General features: G+C 58.0%; 13 protein-coding genes and 1 pseudogene. 6 read left to right on the top strand and 8 right to left on the bottom strand.

From position 1 onward, the window contains the following. The first annotated feature begins 15 nt into the window (after positions 1 to 15). From C7411_RS22085 to C7411_RS22110, 5 genes are all read left to right on the top strand, one after another. Positions 16 to 2223: a DEAD/DEAH box helicase gene (locus C7411_RS22085; RefSeq protein WP_110386192.1), complete on the top strand. Its 2208-nt coding sequence runs from the start codon at positions 16 to 18 to the stop codon at positions 2221 to 2223. 79 nt (positions 2224 to 2302) lie between these two features. Then, positions 2303 to 3295, top strand: a complete 993-nt coding sequence (locus tag C7411_RS22090; protein WP_243413282.1) for a helix-turn-helix transcriptional regulator — start codon at positions 2303 to 2305, stop codon at positions 3293 to 3295. A 73-nt stretch (positions 3296 to 3368) separates the two neighbouring features. Next, the gene (locus C7411_RS22095) at positions 3369 to 3647 is read left to right on the top strand and encodes a hypothetical protein (protein ID WP_110386194.1); all 279 of its coding nucleotides are present in this window, start codon (positions 3369 to 3371) and stop codon (positions 3645 to 3647) included. Positions 3648 to 4068: 421 nt separating this feature from the next. After that, entirely contained in the window at positions 4069 to 8178 is a 4110-nt protein-coding gene (locus C7411_RS22105; RefSeq protein WP_110386195.1) for a hypothetical protein, read from the top strand. Between the two features lie 24 nt (positions 8179 to 8202). After that, entirely contained in the window at positions 8203 to 10401 is a 2199-nt protein-coding gene (locus tag C7411_RS22110) for a hypothetical protein (RefSeq protein ID WP_110386196.1), read from the top strand. 334 nt (positions 10402 to 10735) lie between these two features. Here C7411_RS22110 and C7411_RS38320 read toward each other — a convergent pair whose 3' ends face one another. Further along, positions 10736 to 10987, bottom strand: coding sequence for a tyrosine-type recombinase/integrase (locus C7411_RS38320; protein ID WP_243413283.1), 252 nt, complete (start codon positions 10985 to 10987; stop codon positions 10736 to 10738). Positions 10988 to 11150: 163 nt separating this feature from the next. On the opposite strand from C7411_RS38320, the gene C7411_RS22120 reads away from it, so the two are divergent. Then, complete coding sequence (locus C7411_RS22120; RefSeq protein ID WP_110386197.1) at positions 11151 to 11462, top strand: head-tail connector protein; 312 nt, start codon at positions 11151 to 11153, stop codon at positions 11460 to 11462. 280 nt (positions 11463 to 11742) lie between these two features. Here C7411_RS22120 and C7411_RS22125 read toward each other — a convergent pair whose 3' ends face one another. From C7411_RS22125 to C7411_RS22155, 7 genes and pseudogenes are all read right to left on the bottom strand, one after another. Further along, positions 11743 to 11997 carry a hypothetical protein gene (locus C7411_RS22125; protein ID WP_243413284.1) on the bottom strand — a complete coding sequence of 85 codons (255 nt, stop codon included), beginning with the start codon at positions 11995 to 11997 and terminating at the stop codon, positions 11743 to 11745. 44 nt (positions 11998 to 12041) lie between these two features. After that, a pseudogene (gene istB / locus C7411_RS22130) lies at positions 12042 to 12802 on the bottom strand (IS21-like element helper ATPase IstB). 15 nt (positions 12803 to 12817) lie between these two features. Then, the gene (istA, locus tag C7411_RS22135; protein WP_110386256.1) at positions 12818 to 14359 is read right to left on the bottom strand and encodes an IS21 family transposase; all 1542 of its coding nucleotides are present in this window, start codon (positions 14357 to 14359) and stop codon (positions 12818 to 12820) included. A 249-nt stretch (positions 14360 to 14608) separates the two neighbouring features. Beyond that, entirely contained in the window at positions 14609 to 15097 is a 489-nt protein-coding gene (locus C7411_RS22140) for a Mov34/MPN/PAD-1 family protein (protein ID WP_110386198.1), read from the bottom strand. Continuing rightward, entirely contained in the window at positions 15085 to 16728 is a 1644-nt protein-coding gene (locus C7411_RS22145; protein ID WP_110386199.1) for a ThiF family adenylyltransferase, read from the bottom strand. Before C7411_RS22145 ends, C7411_RS22140 begins: the two co-directional genes overlap by 13 nt. After that, on the bottom strand, positions 16725 to 17864 hold the full coding sequence (locus tag C7411_RS22150; protein ID WP_110386200.1) for a CBASS cGAMP synthase: 1140 nt from the start codon (positions 17862 to 17864) through the stop codon (positions 16725 to 16727). The genes C7411_RS22145 and C7411_RS22150 overlap by 4 nt, the downstream gene beginning before the upstream one ends. Beyond that, positions 17858 to 18871: a CBASS cGAMP-activated phospholipase gene (locus C7411_RS22155; protein ID WP_110386201.1), complete on the bottom strand. Its 1014-nt coding sequence runs from the start codon at positions 18869 to 18871 to the stop codon at positions 17858 to 17860. Before C7411_RS22155 ends, C7411_RS22150 begins: the two co-directional genes overlap by 7 nt. Positions 18872 to 18878 lie beyond the last annotated feature (7 nt).

Genomic DNA, 18878 nt, shown 5'->3' on the forward strand with positions numbered 1-18878 from the left:
GTTTGGTTGAGACAAATGGCTGGCGACAGTACCTCTTTCTTCCTGCTCGATGAGCGTATCCAGCGATTTATTTGGGCCGAAGGCTGGGAATCGCTGAGAGACGCCCAGGAAGCTGCCATCCCGCTCATTGTCAAGGCGGATCTCGATGTCATCGTGGCTGCCGCCACGGCGGCGGGCAAGACCGAAGCTGCCTTTCTGCCCGCGCTGACCCATCTGCTTCAGAGCGAACCGCCGGGGCTCATTGTCTATGTCAGCCCGCTCAAGGCTCTCATCAACGACCAGTTCGGACGCCTCGACCGCCTGTGCGAGCAACTGGAAATTCCGGTCTGGCCTTGGCATGGCGACATTTCATCGTCGGTGAAAGCTCGCTTCCTGTCGAGGCGCCAAGGCGTGTTGCTAATCACGCCGGAGTCTCTGGAAGCAATGCTATGCAATCGAGGAACGTCGATTGGCGCGGTGTTTGAGCGGCTGGCATACTTTGTTATTGACGAGCTTCACGCTTTCATCGGTACGGAGCGAGGCAAGCAGCTCCAATCACAGATGCACCGCATCGAGCGGGTCGTCGGTCGTCAGGTACCGCGCATTGGTCTTTCGGCAACGTTGGGCAACATGCGCCTCGCAGCAGATTTCCTGCGTCCGGGCAACGCGACCTCGGTCGCTCTGGTGGAGTCGGAATCCTCACACGCTGAACTGAAAATTCTGGTCAAGGGCTACGAGGAGCCTTTGGTCGTGCGCAAGGAAGATGACGACGAGGAGGCCTGTCCCATCACGCCGGCGCAGATTGCACTGCATTTATTCAAGAGCCTGCGCGGCACAAACAATCTTGTTTTTCCGAACTCGCGTCGCGAGGTGGAGCGGTACACGCACCTGCTCAACAAACTTTGTGAGCAGCAGCAGGTACCCAATGAGTTCTGGCCGCACCATGGTAGTTTGTCTAAAGAGATTCGCTCGGAAACCGAAGCAGCGCTGAAACAGAAAGAATATCCGGCGACTGCCATTTGCACCAACACGCTGGAGTTGGGTATCGACATCGGGGCGGTCAAGAGCGTGGCGCAGATTGGGTCACCGCCATCGGTGGCGAGCTTGCGCCAACGACTGGGGCGATCTGGTCGCCGCAAGGGCGAGCCAGCCATCTTGCGAGGCTACAGTGTGGAGGGCGCGCTGGGTGGTAAGCCTTCACTGGCGGACGAGCTTCGACTAGCCACGGTAAAGATGACGGCGATGATTTCTTTGCTACTGGAGGGCTGGTTCGAACCACCGATGGCACATGGCATCCATCTGTCGACGCTCGTTCAGCAGATGCTGTCGTATGTGGCCCAGAACGGCGGAGCCTCCATCGGACAACTTTATGCGTTGTTCTGTAATTCGGGAGCACCGTTCACCGGCCTGACCAAAGACGAGTTCATTGAGCTTGTTCGCCATCTGGGCCGGAAAGAACTGCTAATGCAGGAATCCTCCGGTCTTTTGCTGCATGGCCTCATAGGAGAGAAATTCGTCAATCACTACACCTTTTACGCCGCATTTTCTGCCGACGAGGAGATGCGCATCGTCTGCGGCGGGAAGGTGTTAGGCACTTTACCGGTGTCACAGATGCTCAGTGTGGGCCAGCGCATCCTGTTCGCCGGCAAGACCTGGTTGGTTGAGGAAATCGATGAGGAGCAGAAGACCATCTTCGTTGTCCGTTCCGGCGGTGGGACGCCACCACTGTTTTCAGGCGGAACCGGACGCACACATACGTGTGTTCATCGGCGAATGCGCGAACTGCTCGAGTCATCCGACGTTCCCCCATTTCTCGATGAAGTGGCCAGGAGGTTCCTGGCCGAAGGACGAGCCAACTACGCTGGGCGGAATCTGGCAGGCGACTTCATTGTCGATCAGGGGCGCGAAGTCGTGGTTCTAACGTGGCTTGGAGATGCCGCCAACGAAGCGCTCGCCTGCCTCCTTCGTCGACGGAATTACACGGTCAACGCGGCTGGCCCGGGAATTGAAATTCTTAAAGGTGAGTCGACCGCCGAGGGCATCGTCGACGCCCTGATTGACGCGGCGGTGGGCGAACCTCCACCGCTGGACATGCTTCTGGCCGACGTTAGCAATCTACAGAGGGAGAAGTGGGATTGGGCCTTGCCGGATTCATTACTGCGCAAAGCGTATGCGAGCCTGTATCTGGACATCGACGAGGCGCTGTCTTGGGCAAGAACACTCTCCGACGAATCGAATATTTGAGGTTGGACGGCAAGGCGGGCCAGACCGCATTCCGATGCAGCAGATCCGGGACGCTTTGCCAATATGCGTAGAGGGGCGCGTGTCAAAAGAGAACGCCGAACGAATTCACAAGATCGTGCAGTACATCCGGAAGCGTGGTGTGGTCACGATTGAAGAGCTCATGGTTGACCTCGAGGTGTCGAGGGCGACGCTGAAAAGGGACTTTGACGTTTTGCGGGATCGGCTCGGGTGCCCTCTCATTTGGGATAAGCGCAAACGTGGTTATGTAATCGAGGATGCCCAGCTACCGGGCGGTGGCCCGTTCGAACTTCCCGGCCTTTGGTTCAGTTCATCCGAAGTCCACGCGCTGCTCACGATGCTGCACCTCCTGCAGGGTGTGCAGCCCGGCTTGCTTGAAGAACACATTGGGCCACTCAAGGCACGTCTTCGCGAGATGCTTGGGCAAGGTGCGTACTCAGCTAAAACAATCGACCGGCGTGTCAAGCTCATCCATTTCGCCAACCGAAAGGTGGATGCCCGGAATTTCCAGTTGCTGGTTGGTGCCGTTCTCGACCGCAAGCGCTTATGCATCAGATACTGGAATCGGGAAAAACATGAAGCGACCGAGCGTGAGATCTCACCGATCCAACTCGTGCACTACCGGGAAAACTGGTTACTCGACGCGTGGTGCCACGCGCGCGATGCGCTCAGGTCATTCTCGCTGGAGTCGATAGAGTCTGCGTATGTCGTCGACAAGGTTGCAATCGAGGTCGACGAGTCGACAATGGCGGAACACTTCAAGGGCGGGTACGGAATTTTCGCCGGGAAAGCCTTGCACAAGGCAACGCTGAAATTTTCTGCTCAACGGGCACAGTGGGTGGCACAGGAAGTGTGGCACAAGAATCAGATCAGCACGTGGATGGACGACGGCAGCTACCTGCTGGAGGTGCCATATTCGAACGACCACGAACTCTTGATGGACCTGCTTCGCCATGGCGATCAGGTTGAGGTGCTCGGGCCGCCTGAGCTCCGGAGCAGAATGTTCGGGATTTTGTGCGCCGCAGCGGAAAAATACCGTACCGACGCGGGGTAGTGGCTCATTCCGTGAGCCACTACCTTGGGTACCATGTTTTCCATGCTGGGAGGGGCCCGGCTGGGAGATACCAATGCGGATCAATTTCGCACATCTGCGTGAGCGCGCACAGAACGGCGGATGGATTAATTTTGCTGTTTTTGATGCCCGATCGAGTTCAGGTTCAGACTCGGACAATGCAATCCTCCTGTCGCAGTTGACGGCACAGGCTCGCGCTAATTCACTAAAAATCGATCAGTCTGCGCTGGCGTATTCCTCGGGCCGGCGCGTCATGTTCTACGGTAATCCTTCCCTGGTCGAATTTCTCTCGAAAAGTGGTGTTCCGCGCTGGACACACCACATGGATGTTTAACCGGATTGGAGAGTTGAGCGATGGCGAAAAATCCACCGATTGGCGATAACGCACGCCGTGGGGCAGTTCGTGACAGGTCGCAAGTTTATAACCCGGTCACGGAGAACTGGACGAAGCGCGACCGAGAAACGGGACGGTTCATGGACCAGAAGAAGGACGGCGAACCGTTCAAAGGTGTACGCAAGGAGCCGCGTAAGTAGGCAGCCTGACGCGTTAAGGCGGGTGCTACGCGGTGCCCGCTTGTGCGCCCAGCCGGCATGCGGGGCGAGTTGAAGATCAACTGGCGGCGTGCTGCGACACTCGTGGGAAGCGCTCCCGGCCGGACGCGACCTGCGAGCGTACGGTTGGACAGTGGCCGAAGAAACGGGGCGGCCGGGGGCTTTCCGTGTGTGAGGTTCCGCATATCAAGGGTTTCGGGCAAATGAGTCGACAGCAAAAGCGTAGTGAGACAGACATTCTCAACCGGGGATTTCGGGAGCCATTTCTCCTGGCGGGCGACCGCCCGTTCATCAAGCATTTGAACTGGTTCACGGGTTTCGGGAAGACGTACACTGCTGCGTTTTTCTCGCTCGAACTGTTCCTCAAGTATCAGGTTGTACCGGTCTTCATCGCACCGATGCAATCCCTTGTGAAGGGGTTCGTCGACGATGTCCGAAAGCAAAGTGCATCGAAGAGGGATAACGACGAGGTAAGTCATCTCTTAAAGGAGCGCGGACGGGATGTACCGGTATATCTGCTTTACTCTCGCGATTATCATCGCAACGACAAGTCATTTTTTGAGGCCGTCCTGAAACTGCATGATTGGCTAATTCAAAATCGTGAAGTGCTGTCAATGGTCGAAGTCGAGGTAGCTCGGGAGCGCTCGGTCGTATCGAAGAGCAACGTTTCCGAGATGCGACGTCGTGCAAACATCTGTCTCACGTCCAGCTTCCACGATGTCGCGCCCGGCGACGATACATATGAAGACGCAAAGGCGGCATATTTCAAGGCTACATCCAGTGCGCTGTCGTCGGCGGACGGCGTTATCAGGCGACTTATCACTTTTTCTGTTGATAACGCGGCCGACAGTTGTTGGCGTGACGTGCTTGACGTGCCACAGGTCGCTGAAATGGTACGCCGCCTTCAGCCGCTTCAGGCTTTTCTGAAGGACCCTGGAGTGATAGCCGGCACGGCCTCGAAGTCCCAAGTGCAGCAGCAACTCTACGCCTTTGATCCCGAGCGGGGCTGCAATCGGTGGTTCAGGTTTGAGACGCTGCCCGATTTCCTTGCTGAAATCAATCGGGAGGGCAGCGCACTAGGCAGGTTAATTTCAGGCACTAGCGAGCCTGCCAGGGCCGTCGTCTTCCTGGACGAGGAAGAGGATGCCTACTGGTATCAATTCGACGCGCGCAGGTCCGTTGTCAATGCCGCTGGGCGGCACGACCTGAACGTTGTCATCACTGAATTTTTTGCTTTTCTCGACTTTCGCTGGCCCATTGCCTTCGAGAAAAGCAGCGACAACTTCACCCTGGCCAGCAAGGTCTATCAGAATCTTGAGATGTTCGCCTCAGTCGCTCCCGCTGTCTGGCGAGAGTATGTCGTGGAGACGTCTTCGAAGAAGGCGCAACACATACCGGATCAACGGCGGGTAGAGATTCTTCGTGCCAAGCTCAATGAGAGTTTCCCGGGAGGGAAGGCCGATGATTGGAGTGACTCCGAACTCCTCGAAGTCCTTCATCGGTTACTTGATCGCAATGACGGCTATAAGGATTTTGAGAGATTTCGACTGAAGGCAAACATACTTGCCGATTTCCGCACGTATGTCGCGAACCTTGGTGGTCTGACAGGTTACTCGCAATATCGCGAATTCAAGCGCGTGCGTGCTCTTGTCGTCGACAAAAAATACTTCACGATGAGCCGTTCATCCTACGGTGAAGTTCTCGACCAGCCTGGCCAGACGTTTTTCACTGCTGAAGCAAGCGTCATGGATACGGAGTTCCTGAGACGCGTCGAGCTAAGTGAGGATACGGCGGGCCAGACGATCCGGTTGGAGTATCACCAGGGTGACGTTCCAGAATCTGCCTACACACTCTTCAATTATCTGCAACTGGTGCTCTTCATCGCCGGTCGACTCAATGTCGAAAGCGGGGAAAAGGAGATCACCTTTTCGCCAGATGACCATGAGCGGTACCCAAACCTTGCACGGTTCCGTGGCGAGGTGCGTAAGCTTTTCAGCAACAAAAACACCAAAGATGGCTTTGAAAGCGATACGTTCTCAGATCAGCTACTCACGGATGATTTTTTCTTCGGGGGTACGAAGAGTATTGTGACGCTGGAGGAAAGTCGCTGGAAGGCCGAAGAGTACAACCTGCCTGCGGATATTAATCTTACCGCGACCATTACTTCCTTGTTGGACACACCTGAAACGGATGTTCTGAAAGCGTTGGGGCGCAACAATGGCGTGTACCTGATGAGTGCTACTGGCGGTCTCACCGAAGCATCGTCGGGAGCCTTCAACATGGGCGAGTTGCAGCGAGGGATACTGGCCAGGGGCGGCCAATACGAGAGGATGACTGATGCCGAGACGGATGTCGTGTCGGAACGTGCCAACAATTATCTGGCAAGGCGGGAGCGCCGCGTCCAGATCATCGATGACGACTCTCCTGTCTCGAGCTTTGAACCTTCCGGTGGATTCAGAGGCTTGCAGCAGCTCGTCCACGAGACTTTTCCCGCGAAGGGGGAGCCTGGGTACGCTCCGCTGAATGCGTACAAGAGGCACGAAATTGATGGTCTCGTCGCATCGTTGGACAAGCTGCTTTCGACCGAATTGCGCTCGGGCCTCGTGCTCACACAGACTGTCCAGCGCATACGACCGATACTGCAGAAACTCGCTGGCAATTCCGCAACAGGCATCCGACAGGTCGACGACGACGGACATCATTTCGTCATCGCCCCTGTCTTGCCGTTCTACCGGAAGTCAGGGAACCGGGAGCCGGTGACTCTTATTCTTTACACCGCAGCGAGATTTCGCCGGCGTGATCCGAGGGAGATTGGCGCGGTCCACGAAACAGATGATGCAGGGCAATTTAGCCAGGAACTGATCAATGCGCTTGATATCACGGAGCACAAGGTGCTTTTGTGGTCTGCATACGGCTCCGCATCACGGGGCCTGGATTTTGTGACAACCGACAAGGGCGTGCGCAAGGACTTTGAACTCTTCTGCCTGCTCAACGATCCCTACTACACCCAACATACGAACCCGAGCGAGCGGGGGTTCTCGATAGAGATGTTTCAGAGCTATCTTCAGGTTGTGCGAGATACGGAAGAGGGCTGGCCCGCAATGTCGCGTCGCGACGTACTGTACGACTATTCCCGAAACCGTCGACGACGGCTGCGAAAGGAGCACTATATTGATATCACGCGTACAGTGTTCCAGGCTTTGGGCCGTGGCGAACGGTGCCCAGAGGCCAAAATGCCGCCCCAGCATATCTATGTGAGCTCACGCGCGGCGCAGATGGTACATCTTGGCACGCGTTGCGCCACAGAACTTGTATCGCGAGCATCTCCAGCCCAACGGGAGGTACTTCGGGCTATTGGCGCTCGTAACCTGGATATGCAGTTATTCGATGACGACAACGCGCGGCGGCAGCACGTCACAGACAGCCTGAAACGCGCGGTTGCACTCCGCGAATTCACGTCCGATACTCCGGCCCGATTCAGGAGCAGCGACGCGGCCCGCCAACTCTGGACAAGACTGTTCAGTCCGTCCATGCTTTCGGACCCCGTAAGCTATCTCGAAACGTTGCGAAAGGCCGGTGTGACAAGCGCGTTTGTCGACGGCGCATTCCAGTGCATCAGACGACGAGTCGACGTTTATACCCGGGAGGTTTCGAGGGTGGGGGTGACGGAGTCGATTCTGACCGACTCTTTTGATGGAACGGACGTCTACAACTGGGTCGAGATGCTAGCGCCGCCGGGCCTTCTGGAGAAGACTGGATCGGTCGGCAAAACGTTGGCGAAGGGCCGAAATGGCTTTCCTGCGTCAGTTGCAGGCGATGCAGAGCGACTATTCCCTCAGCCATGGTTCGTCACTGAAATCATGAAGGGGTATCTGGCAGAGCTTGAGTTCGAGCGATTTGTCGAGCAGCAGTTCGGTGTGACGGTTGAGAACAATACCGGCACCGGCCCGATACGCTTCATTGACGTGCGAAACCACCCGCTCGAGGCTGACATATTTCAGGTCTACGACTACTATCTGGAAGTCGCCGATTCGGACGCCATTGTGGCAGTGGATGTAAAGAACTGGGCACGCATCACGGACCGGCTCAAAAAGGACGAACTGGAAGCTGAGGCCGTGGCGAAACATCAGCGCATCTCCCAGATTTTCAACGGTAGAACAGTTCATGCCGTGTATCTGAACCTGCACGGCGCCCACAAGTATCACGTTCAGCGTTCTGCGGAGGGAGGGATCCGGTTCATGTCGTTGTACGTGCATCCTGCTGACGCGTGGATCTACAACGACAATCTGGTCGGTGTCCTGCTTGCGCGATAGTGTACTTACTCGAACATCACAAGTATGCCAATAAGAAACCTTGAGGGATCCGGGGCGGTCGCACGGCTCAGTTCTGTACGGCTTGACGTCAGTATTGAAGAGGCGGCGGTTCAGCTGGCGCGGTGGGAAGCATCCCGAGACAGCCTTATCGTTCCTGTCTCCATCGATCTACGGCAATTTGCGGAAGCGGCGAAGGCAGCTGGTGGCGGGGAGTTGGCTCCCGATTTTTACAGGGACCGAGCACGATACGTTCGTCAGCATATTGCCAGCGAACTTGGGCTGGACGAGCGCGCGGCGAGTCGTTTGACTTTCACGATGACGACGAGCGACGCCTGGTATCTGGGCCCCAAGCCGAAACTCAACCGCGAGAGCATGATTGCCGCTGTTCGCGCGCAACCCGTAAAGTTTGTCGAGCTGATGCTCCAACGGGAGTTGCTGGAGGCAGCCGCGTATGACCCAGAACAGACCTTTGTGACAGGTGGATTCGGCCCGGGCGTCTATCTGGGTAGCCTGCCGAAGGCGGGTGCACGCAGACTAAATCTCGCGGAAGCGAAGTTCAGGATCCGCCCAAAATATCAGCAGATCGTTTGTGATTTCATTGCGAAGTCCTTTACGCGAAAGAAGGCTTCACGGAGCAGCACTTCCGCCGAAACGCTTGCCGCCGAAGCCGGAAATGGGTTTCTTATTGGCGTTACACGCATTGTCCCGTCAGAGTTCTCTGAAGACGATGCGCGGAAATATCCAATGACGGGCGTGAGCCTGGACTCGGTGAAATTCCGTCAGACGCGACTGTACTACCTGAACATCCTGACGGAGTTTGCACTGAGTCTCTTTGAGCGGGCAGGCGTCCCGGCGAATGTGGAGACGTTTGTGGCTACGCATTGCGTCGATGACGGATATATTCCGCTCGAGCCACTTGCGGGGTTGAAGCGCCCACTTGTCGTGGTGAACGCGACTGAGCAACAGTTGACCGAAGAGGCCTTGGCCCCGCTGAAGCGAATACCTGAATTCTTTCCAAAATGGACCAGTTCCTTCGGCGAGCGTACGAATTTCACGGCTGGCTCCGTTACGGGCGTCGCCGCTGCTCCCGCGCAATTGAGCAAGGAAATGAACTATTTGTTTCTCAATGGCGAAGTGGAGCTTGGGAAGACCAGCATCAGGCTGGCTTCCAAGGCAGATGGCTTGCTACAGGCGAAAGCCGTGGCAGCAAGTGCAGCGTACAACAAGCTGTCGGAGGGCGACTCGGTGGCCGACACCTACACCGAGAAGAAATTTGCCCAGTTGATGGAGCAGGAGACTTATGTTGTGGCGATGCAGGGTCTCGATTACGGCCCTGCATCTCTTGAGAGGCTTTCACCCGGTCGCTCAGGCGACGTGACTCTCCAGGAGGCGTTGAAGCGTTGCCTGGTCGAGCTGTCACTAAAGGAGTGCCTGCTAGGCCAGAAGCCAGTTCCTGCGCCGTCGATGCCCGTAGAGTTGCGCAGTGGCCATCTAACATTGCTGGCCACACGACGAATTTTTCAACAGGGACGCAAGGCAAAGCAACTTGTTGCCTGCGTGGAGGTTGAACTGACCGCCGACGGGATTGCCGTGCGCAGCACCGAAAGATCGCCTTGGTCTCGCGATACGGTGGCCGCACTCGATTTTGTCGATCGCTTCCCGTTCCTGCAGCCTGATGGCAAACAGATGATTGAGGATGGGCAATTCTGGGTCGTCGATCCAGCGACGGGCGAGCGGCTGACGGCATGGTGGGGGGAGTTCGTCCCTAGAATCATCCTGAACAATGCCTATCCGTCCGTCGAATCCGCTCTCGCTGCTCAGGAACCAGGATTGCAACGCAGGCGTGATGCGGGAGAGACGGCGCGTTATTACTCGAAGGGAAGAGACTTCAACATGTTGCCGTACTACATGTCGATGTACAGCCCAGATCACCAGATGCGCGGCGAAAAAACAGGAACAAAGATTGCCCTTCAGGACTGCGGGCTCTTTGTGCGGACATTTGTTCCCCCCGCTGGCGGCATCGTCGGGACGGGGGACGCCCTGTCAGGTATTCGTGATGTGATGGTGTATGGCGCGGACGGAAAACAGAAGGTGGGTGACTTGCTGGACCATCGCCTCGTGCGAGTCTACCTTCACACCCTGACAAATGGCGTGCTTGTTGCCGGCGACAACTCGAAAATGAGCATTCTGGAAAAGCTCGTGCGTCTGGCACTGGAGAATTGACGCTATCTCAACCGAGCGGCTATTGCGTACACTGGGTTCGACTCCCTGTCCAGACTTGGTTCGGCAACTATGATCCACGCCCGAGAGAGTTGTTCGCCTCGATGCCCGGAAAATTGCGCTGCTACTCAGGCAGTTTTTCGTTTGGTCGATTTATGCTTTATTCTCGTCCGATTGGCCAATTTATGTTTTCTTGATGCGGCGCCTTGCGGCGTAACTACCTATATAGCGGTCACCTTATGCTTTATTCCGAGGACGAGTTATGGTCAACGGCACACAATCGATTTTTTCCGCAAAGCCGATGTTTTCCGCAAAATCGCATGATGCACCGCCGCATTCATTGCGTCGGCCCGACCTTTTCGCCCCGCCTTTTGCGCACGTAGTGCTCGGTCATCGTCAGCGACTTGTGGCCCAATTGCCGCTGCGCCTGGCGGATGTCACCCGACGAATCTGTCTTGTCCGTCCCAGCCTTCGCGCGTAGGTCGCGGAACTGGAAGTCGTCTGTCGGTACGCCGGCGCGTGCTCGGACCGCGCTGAATCGCTTCTGAAGGGCGCCAAGCGTCATGCGCTCACCCTTCTCGTTGATCACGAGCGCGTGCTGACGACCTTGAGGCCGACCTTCCGCGCACGGGTGCGATCAACAACCGCCCTCAGCTCGCCCACAACTTCGATACGAAGCTTCTGCCCCGTCTTCCCCTGGCCGATCGACAGGAAGGCGGGTGGCATCCAGACGGCGACGTCGATGCATCTGTATGCCACTTCAACTCATCACGCCGCCGGCGGCTGAGCCGCTCATGCTGGACGAGGCGAAGCTGCACCTGCGTATAGACATCGACGACGATGACGCGCTCATTGGAGCGCTGATCGCTGCGGCGCGCGACTACGCCGAGGGCGAGACGCACAAGCAGATAGTGTCGGCGCGCTGGAGGCAGGTTCTCGACAGCTTCCCGGGCCCGTCGCTGATAGGAATCCCCTACGGGCGCCCGTTCACGCTGCCTGGTCACGCGATCTATCTGCAGTGCGCGCCGGTGATGCGGACCGCCAACGTGGACGACGATATTTAGGCAGACGGATATGCCGAAAGAACTCGAGCGAGCGCAGCCTATGCTGCGCTCGTTTTTTTGAACTCGACGCCGGTGAATCATTCCTCGTACTAACCGCCGACACGATTGCTCTGGACTTGGCTGCTAATTCTCGCTGGTGGGGAGAGGATGAGACTTAGGTTTGACGGGGTCCGGAAACTTGCTTCTGGCGCGTGGTTCGACTCCCAATCCGCGACCCCATTAAGCAGTCGTGCCCGTGTTCCAGCGCGAGCCCACCATCATCGCGTTCGATCTCTTTGCGTTAGCGAGGTGGTCTGGTCGCGGGCTCCGCAGGTACGTCGTGGTTTCCGACACGCTGCGGCCATTGTCGCAGTCGGTTCAACGCCTTTTCATCGCTGATTCCTCGCGCAGAATCGAGCAACACAAAATTGCCGGCCAGTTCGCGGCCGAAGAGATGTGCGTCGAAAACCGAGTTGTCCAGCGCTAACCAGTTCTCGGCAGCGCCGAAGCCGAGATGATGATTGCGTATTCCGCGCAAATCGAGCAGCGATTCCACAGCAAAGCGAGCGCTGCGGACGCGGCGACGCGGGGTGAGCTCTTTTACTCCTCCTCGCCGTCGGTGGTCAAACCATTTCGGCGCTTGCGCATCGACTCGCCCGAGAGCGTCAAGCGATGCGCGTTGTGAACGAGCCGGTCGAGAATGGCGTCAGCAAGCGTCGGATCGCCAATCGCGGCATGCCAACTGTCGACTGGAATCTGGCTGGTAACGATCGTCGAATGCCGCCCGTGCCGGTCGTCGAGGACTTCGAGCAGGTCGCGCCGCGCCGAATCCGACAGCGGCGCCATCGCCAGGTCATCCATGACGAGGATGTCGGTCTTGGCCCATTGCGAGAGCAGCTTCGCGTAGCCCCCGCTCCCGTGTGCGATGGCCATCTCCTCGTTGAACTTCGGCATGCGCAGGTAGCTGGCCGAGAAGCCTTGCCGGCACGCCTGGTTGACCAGCGCGCACGCAAGCCAGCTTTTACCGAGCCCGGTTGGTGCGACCAGAATCACATTCTGGTGCGCCCGTATCCATTCGCCGGCAAGCAGTCGGGCGAGTAGCGCGCGATCCAGCCCGCGGGGCGCGCGCGGTAGTTAATGTCTTCAGGTACCGCGTCGGGGAAGCGCAGCTTCGCGCGACGCAGCCGCGCCGAGAGCAGGCGCGACTGGCGTTCGCTTGCTTCACGTTCGACGAGCAGTCCCAGGCGCTCCTCGAAGCCGAGCTGGTCGATGCTGCCCTGGGATTGCTGTTCGGCCAGCGCAGCGGCCATGCCGAACAGGCGCAGCTCGTGCAGCCGTTCAACGGTCGGGTGATGCAGCATGTCAATGATCTCCTTTCAGTGGTAGTAGGACGGACCGCGCACGTTGGCGTGAGCGAGCGGCAGTTCGGTCTGGGCGGCGGCCGTTTCGGTTTTGCATTCCAGACCATTCTTCAGCGTCGAGGCGATGAAGCGGTACGTTGGCGATTTCAGATCAATGGCGCGCTGGCAGGCGGCTTCCAGCCGCGTGCGGCCGTAGTCCTTGCCCATGCGCAGTACACCCAGGCAGGCGCGGTACGCCTGCTGAGGATGCTGACGGCCACCAAGCAGGTGTTCGATGACCGCTGCGGTGTGCGGTCCGATGTCGACGGCCCAGTTGATCAGCCGTTGCGGATTCCACTCGGTGGTGGCCGCCCGATGATTCGGCGGCATGTGCGCGTCGATCGTGGTGTGATGGCCGCGGCGTTCGCTCCTGGCATGAGCGGCGATACGCTGGCCGCGCAGGAAGATCTCGACAGTCGTCTTCGTATGGCGCACGTCGACCTGCTCGCGGGCGTGACAGTACGAGACGGAGTAAAAGTGCTCGTCAAGCTCGACATGGTAATCAATGCCGACGCGGGCAACCTTCCACTGCGCGTACTGGTAAGGCCTTTCTGGCAGCGGGCGAAGTGCCGGGCGATCAAGCTCCTCGAAGGCGCTGCGGCGGCAGCCGGGCAGCTTCTTGAACGGCCTGTTGTTCAGGTCGACGAGCAGTGCCGCGCTAGCGCGATTGGCTTCGTCGAGGCTGAACAGCCGCTGGTTGCGCAGCCGCGCCAGAATCCAGCGCTGCGCCAGGAGTACCGACTGCTCGACCTTTGCCTTGTCGCGGGGCCGACGTTTGCGGGCCGGGATGATCGCCATGGAGTAATGGGCGGCCATCTCGCCATAGGTCCGGTTGAGAACCGGATCGTAGAAGTCGGCCTTATGCACGCCAGACTTCAGGTTGTCGGGGACCAGGATCTCGACACAGCCGCCGATGAAGTTGAATGCGCGCACATGCGAGCCGATCCAGTCTTCGAGCTGCTGGGTCCAGGTGGCTTCGGCATACGTGTAGTTGGACGCACCGAGCGTCGCGACGAACAACTCCGCCTCGCGGATTTCGCCAGTGTGCGGATCAACGATCCCCAGTCTGTTGCCCGAGTAGTCGATGAACAGCTTCTCGCCGGGCGTATGTGTCTGGCGCAGCGTGACCGGCAGGGCTGCCGCCCATCGCTCGTAATGCTTGCAGAACCAGCTGTAGCCGTAGCCTTCGGGTTCCTGGGCCCTGTACTCGTTCCACAGCAGGTCGAGCGTTACGCCTTTCCTGCCGAGCTCACGGTGCACCAACGGCCAGTTTGGCATCGGGCGTGTACGGCTTAACGACGGTGGCGGCGGAAACAGCAGCGCCTCAAGCGCCGCCTCGTCCAACGCGATCGCCTTCTCGAAGTCCAGTTGCGCGCGCCGGGCACGATCCAGGTAGTCCCAGACCGTTGCGCTCGACAAGCCGATCGTCGTCGCGATCTCGCGCTGGCTGCGCTCGCACACAAAGCGCAGGCGCAGCACTTCCTTGATTTGACGCATGGATAACCTTTTATTCGACATTCGCACGCCCGACAAAATCGTCGAGAGTGCCATGGTTATCCCGCGTCGCCGTCCCTCCAGCTTACTGCTCGGTTAAGCGTGGAATTCGCGCTCGGGCAGTCGTGGAATCCCTGCTCGGTTTGCCGTGGAATCTGCGCTCGCTTTGCTGTGGAATCCGTGCTCGGCTTGCCGTGGAATCAGCGTTCGGTTTGGCGTGGAATACGCAATGATGATGTCTACCGTCAATGGGTAATGCCCCGGTAGGCATTCTCACGAACGCTTAACATCACGCTCTGGTTGCAGGATCGTGGGTGGCGGATTCTGGCGCAGGACTGCAACGTAAAGACGAGTGATTCCGACGATAACGCCGAGCATGGCGGCATTGTTCGCGTTACGCGATGGGAGCTGACTCCATTGATTAATATCGACGAGTGACGGGGAAGGCACGGTTTCTGGATGAGTATGCCATTCTCCGATATACCCAATTGTGCCGTGACTGCTCTTCCATAACTCAACGGCCTTTTCCTGGTAGCCGTGGTTTTCGCGAACGAAGGAAACGCGCGTACGATGATCTGTTAATACACGTTCAGTAGCGTGGGTAATTTCGACATGATTTCCGCGCCGGTGTCCGAGGAGAATCCCTCCGGCCTCCGGTTGATGTCGATCCTGGCGAAAAGCGAAGAGAAAGTCGGTCACAGCATCGGAGAATAGGACCAGGACTCGCTTATCAGGTGTCGCCCACGAACTCATGATCTGCATGCAGGACAAGATAACCTGCGTTCAGGATCTGTATCGTCGTTCCCTTTCTTATATTGACTGTCAAGGACGCATGTTCGCAGGCGAGGGGCCGGTGTGCCGCGCACCCAATCGAGCATCATTTCAGTTCCGAGGCAGGCCGCATGCAACGAGACCGTGGCGGGGAAAGGGACATAGAGGCTTTCGCACCCGTGGCCGGCGAGGCGCAGTGGGACTTCTCCCTCAACAACTGGATACAGGGCAGTTCTATCGTCGGTTTTGAGGCATCGGACGCAGGCGGCGCTATCGGAGTCACGTAGCAGCCCACGAATGGCCGTGCCGGGTCCTTCGATCCACACCGTAAGTGATGGCCTGAAATGCTGTCCCGTTAGCCGTTGAACGAGCAGGTGTCCCAGTGCCTCTTCGCCAGTTGCATCAATGATGAATTCCGCATTAAGCAGGTTGACTTGAAGTACGTCTGCGGGCAGCGGTCGGAGACTGGTACCAGGAGCGCCACGCTTCAATTCGTCAGCCAGAGCTGTCGCCTTGTTGTGAAGAACATGATTCATCCCGAGACGGTGACGACCGATGTTTTGAGGGAGGAGAACGTCGTAGTCGACAAGCGCGAGTTCACCTCCTCCCGTACCGGCGCCGGCCTTGACCAGGCACTCCGCGAGATAACCACCAATGGTTCCGCAGCCGACCAGCATGATGCGCTTGCCGGCAAGTGTCTGTTGCTCTGGAATGTTGCGCTGGGCGATATACGCATCGTCCATTCGCAGGCAATACAGTGGGATGATCTTGCTCGCGTAGACAACTTCAAGCGAAGATGAGCGAGTCTGTTTGTCTCGCGCCTGGCGGTCATACACAACGATGAAGGCGTACTTGAACTTTGGAGATTCCACTACGCATAAAACGCTGTTCGCGCGCGTCCTGGCTTCGGCATGAATCACTTGCTCAAGCTTTCTGCGCGTCTTTGTATTGAGCGCCGATTGCCAACGCAGCAATTCTGCGACTGTTCGCGGAGGCCACTGATCCTGGAGTGGGCGAGGGTGGGCGGGTGTGATGACACGACGGACGGCGACAGTATGCTTGTCGTCGATAGATGCACCGATGGTCTTGAGCTTTTCGGCTGTTGCGGTGGGATCGTCAGTCACAGCAACGAACGGACGGGTGCTGTCAGGGGAATTGAGCAGAATGGCGTGTAAAGGTCGAGCCGGATTGGCCCCGAAATCGAGCAGGCAGTGGCCTGCCACAGGCCAGTATGCAAAAAATTCTTCTTCAAGATCCGCTGTCGGTTCGCCGCGAAGTATCTGCCCGAGCACATGTTCGGCCCGTTCGACGCACGCTAGTACCTGACCGTCTGGGTCGAAAACATCAAGGGTAATGGAACCCGCTGCGGCATAGCAAAGGAACCCGCCGCCGATAATGTGCGGTGAGACAGGTTTCAGCCGTTCTGGAACCGGCGTCAGATGAATCAGCGGCAACCGTTGACAGAGCGGGTCGACGGACAGTTTCACTGGATATGCGACGCCGTCTACATGTAGCACCCCGTCGAACAGGTACCACTTGTCCGGTGTACGTCCTTTGTAGAGAAAGCCGTGTTGTGCGAGCGCGCGGGATATGCGCGCACCACTCGTGTTATTGGCGTTCATCCGGCCTGGCTCCCACCCACAAGCGGCGACGCCACTGCACTGATGGGTGTCGCAAGCACGGTTGCCGCGACAGAGGCAACCTTAACCCGGGACGGTGCGTTCGGGAATCTCGGGCCGAACTGTTGAATCATCCACGCGCATGCCTGGTTGGAACTGCTGGAACCCAGTGCACTGCGAAGGAACGTCTCGAAGAGTTCGATTTTACCGGCGGCTTCTTCGACTCCATCGCGACCCAGGCGGTCCGTCAGCGACTCGCCCGTGTCGACAGGATTCGATACGCCGTCGCGCAGCACGGAAGGGAGCTTGTCGACTAGGTCCAGAAGCGCGAGATCATCTCGGCGATCGCGCGAGTCGAACACTGGGGCCGAAGCAGCCATCAACAGGATGGAGGATGGACCGCCGGATACCCACTGCCAGTCGCGGAACGCCTTGAGATATCGGACGATTCGTCGGAACTGTTCGCTGTGTCGTTCCACTTCGTCAAGAAACCAGTCCTTCACCGGGCGGGGGTCGGACTTCACCCAGTTGTCTTCGCGGTGAGCCAGGAGCACGTGATCACGAGGCAACTCGGTCCAGGCATCGCGCTCGGCTGCCGAAACGGCCGAGTCCAGGGCGATGTACCCATACTGGCTGAGCGCGGCCTTTTGAAGTTTGTCGAACTCGTCGTCCGGAATCGCATACAGTGGAATGTCGACGTGTGCGAAAGCCGAGATTTCGATCCGGATGCAGGTTGGTTTGTCGGTGACGAGCTTCCAGCCACGCGCCCGAACGAGCGGGCGCAACGCCTCTTCTGCTGCGGCGAAGAAGATCGCGCTGGCGACACTCGGCCTGGCCGTTTGCGAAACGAAGCTGAGAGGCAGATACGTCCCGTCGTCGACATCGGCTTGCTGTGGGTGCTGCGCCGGTGCGTTAAGCGTCTTGTACGCCCAAGAGCCCTGCGTGAAGAAGCGCGGTCGCACTGTCGGGCCGGTGTAGCCGTGATTGTGCAATACCTGCATCAAATTTTCCCGCAGGCAAATCCGCACTGCGGACTTCGCTTCCGCGATGAAGGATCGCTCCTGGAGCGTCAATTCGATGTTCGACAACAGCGTCGAATCCTCGACGGTCGAATGGAACAGTGAACTCAGATTCAACACGATACGGCTCCTGCGTTTTTGTTAGCCCCGTGGTAGAACATGGGTGGTGTTGCCAGGTGATTTCGGAACGCTTCGAGTGCCGGGTCGCCGAGCACACGCTGGGCGGCATGCGCCCCTCGTTCCCGGAGAACATGAGTTGCCCCCGCTGTAACGACATCGAGTTTCTCGATGTCTCTGCTCTGGTCCGGCGTGGCGTTATCGTCTATCCGGAAGTAGTTGCTTCCGAGAACATGGGTCAACATGTCGTGGACTGCGATTTCCTGAGCCGAAATGACAAGATCGAAAATCCTGGCGCCCCACAGGAATATTCCTCGATCGAGGCGTGCAGAACCGCGCACCGTAGCGCCGCGCGTCATCGTTCCGATGGAAAGAACCCTGACCGGAACGTTGTCGTCGACGCGTAGTAGCCGTCGCGCTTCGTGCAGCCCGACGGAGCCGGGCGAGTTGGCGACGAGGCCGCCATCCGCGAATACCCCAATGCCGTCGATTCGGTGCAGCGGAAAGTATGTCGGGGCCGCCGCAGTTGCCAGTCCGACGTCGACGAGGCTGTGTTGGTGATCGGTTTCGTACTTGGGTAGATGCGGTGTCTTGAAGAACTGGCCGCCCCCCTTGCTGTAGTTGACCGCAGGGATCAACACCCGGTGTCGAAGGTCGCCCATCATCTTCGTTCCAAGTTTCTCGGTGAGAACGTCTCGAAGTCCAGCCGGGGAGTGCCTGGCTATTACCCATTTTCCGATGATGCGGCGCAGCGGACCTCGGGAATCGAAGATTCGTTTGCCGTCTCGCAGGAACATCGTCTCCAAGTCTTCGGCCGGAATTTCTGCAGCCAGACCCAACGCGAGTAATCCCCCAGCAGAAGTCCCGCAAATAAGATCGAAGTGCCTGGCAAGCGGTTGTCCAAACGACTGTTCAAGTCGCCGCAGGATCGTAGCTGTATACAGGCCGCGGTAGCCTCCGCCTAACAGGGCAAGGATGTGGAACGGCGTCGGATTCTGCTGATCGTCCATGCGCGGG

This window comes from Paraburkholderia silvatlantica (assembly GCF_003096715.1).
Lineage (GTDB): Bacteria > Pseudomonadota > Gammaproteobacteria > Burkholderiales > Burkholderiaceae > Paraburkholderia > Paraburkholderia silvatlantica.

Coding starts and splice junctions, on each gene's coding strand:
- C7411_RS22085 (WP_110386192.1), top strand. CDS start 16: ATGGCTGGCGACAGTACCTCTTTCTTCCTGCTCGATGAGCGTATCCAG.
- C7411_RS22095 (WP_110386194.1), top strand. CDS start 3,369: ATGCGGATCAATTTCGCACATCTGCGTGAGCGCGCACAGAACGGCGGA.
- C7411_RS22105 (WP_110386195.1), top strand. CDS start 4,069: ATGAGTCGACAGCAAAAGCGTAGTGAGACAGACATTCTCAACCGGGGA.
- C7411_RS22110 (WP_110386196.1), top strand. CDS start 8,203: ATGCCAATAAGAAACCTTGAGGGATCCGGGGCGGTCGCACGGCTCAGT.
- C7411_RS22120 (WP_110386197.1), top strand. CDS start 11,151: ATGCCACTTCAACTCATCACGCCGCCGGCGGCTGAGCCGCTCATGCTG.
- istA (WP_110386256.1), bottom strand. CDS start 14,359: ATGTCGAATAAAAGGTTATCCATGCGTCAAATCAAGGAAGTGCTGCGC.
- C7411_RS22140 (WP_110386198.1), bottom strand. CDS start 15,097: ATGCAGATCATGAGTTCGTGGGCGACACCTGATAAGCGAGTCCTGGTC.
- C7411_RS22145 (WP_110386199.1), bottom strand. CDS start 16,728: ATGAACGCCAATAACACGAGTGGTGCGCGCATATCCCGCGCGCTCGCA.
- C7411_RS22155 (WP_110386201.1), bottom strand. CDS start 18,871: ATGGACGATCAGCAGAATCCGACGCCGTTCCACATCCTTGCCCTGTTA.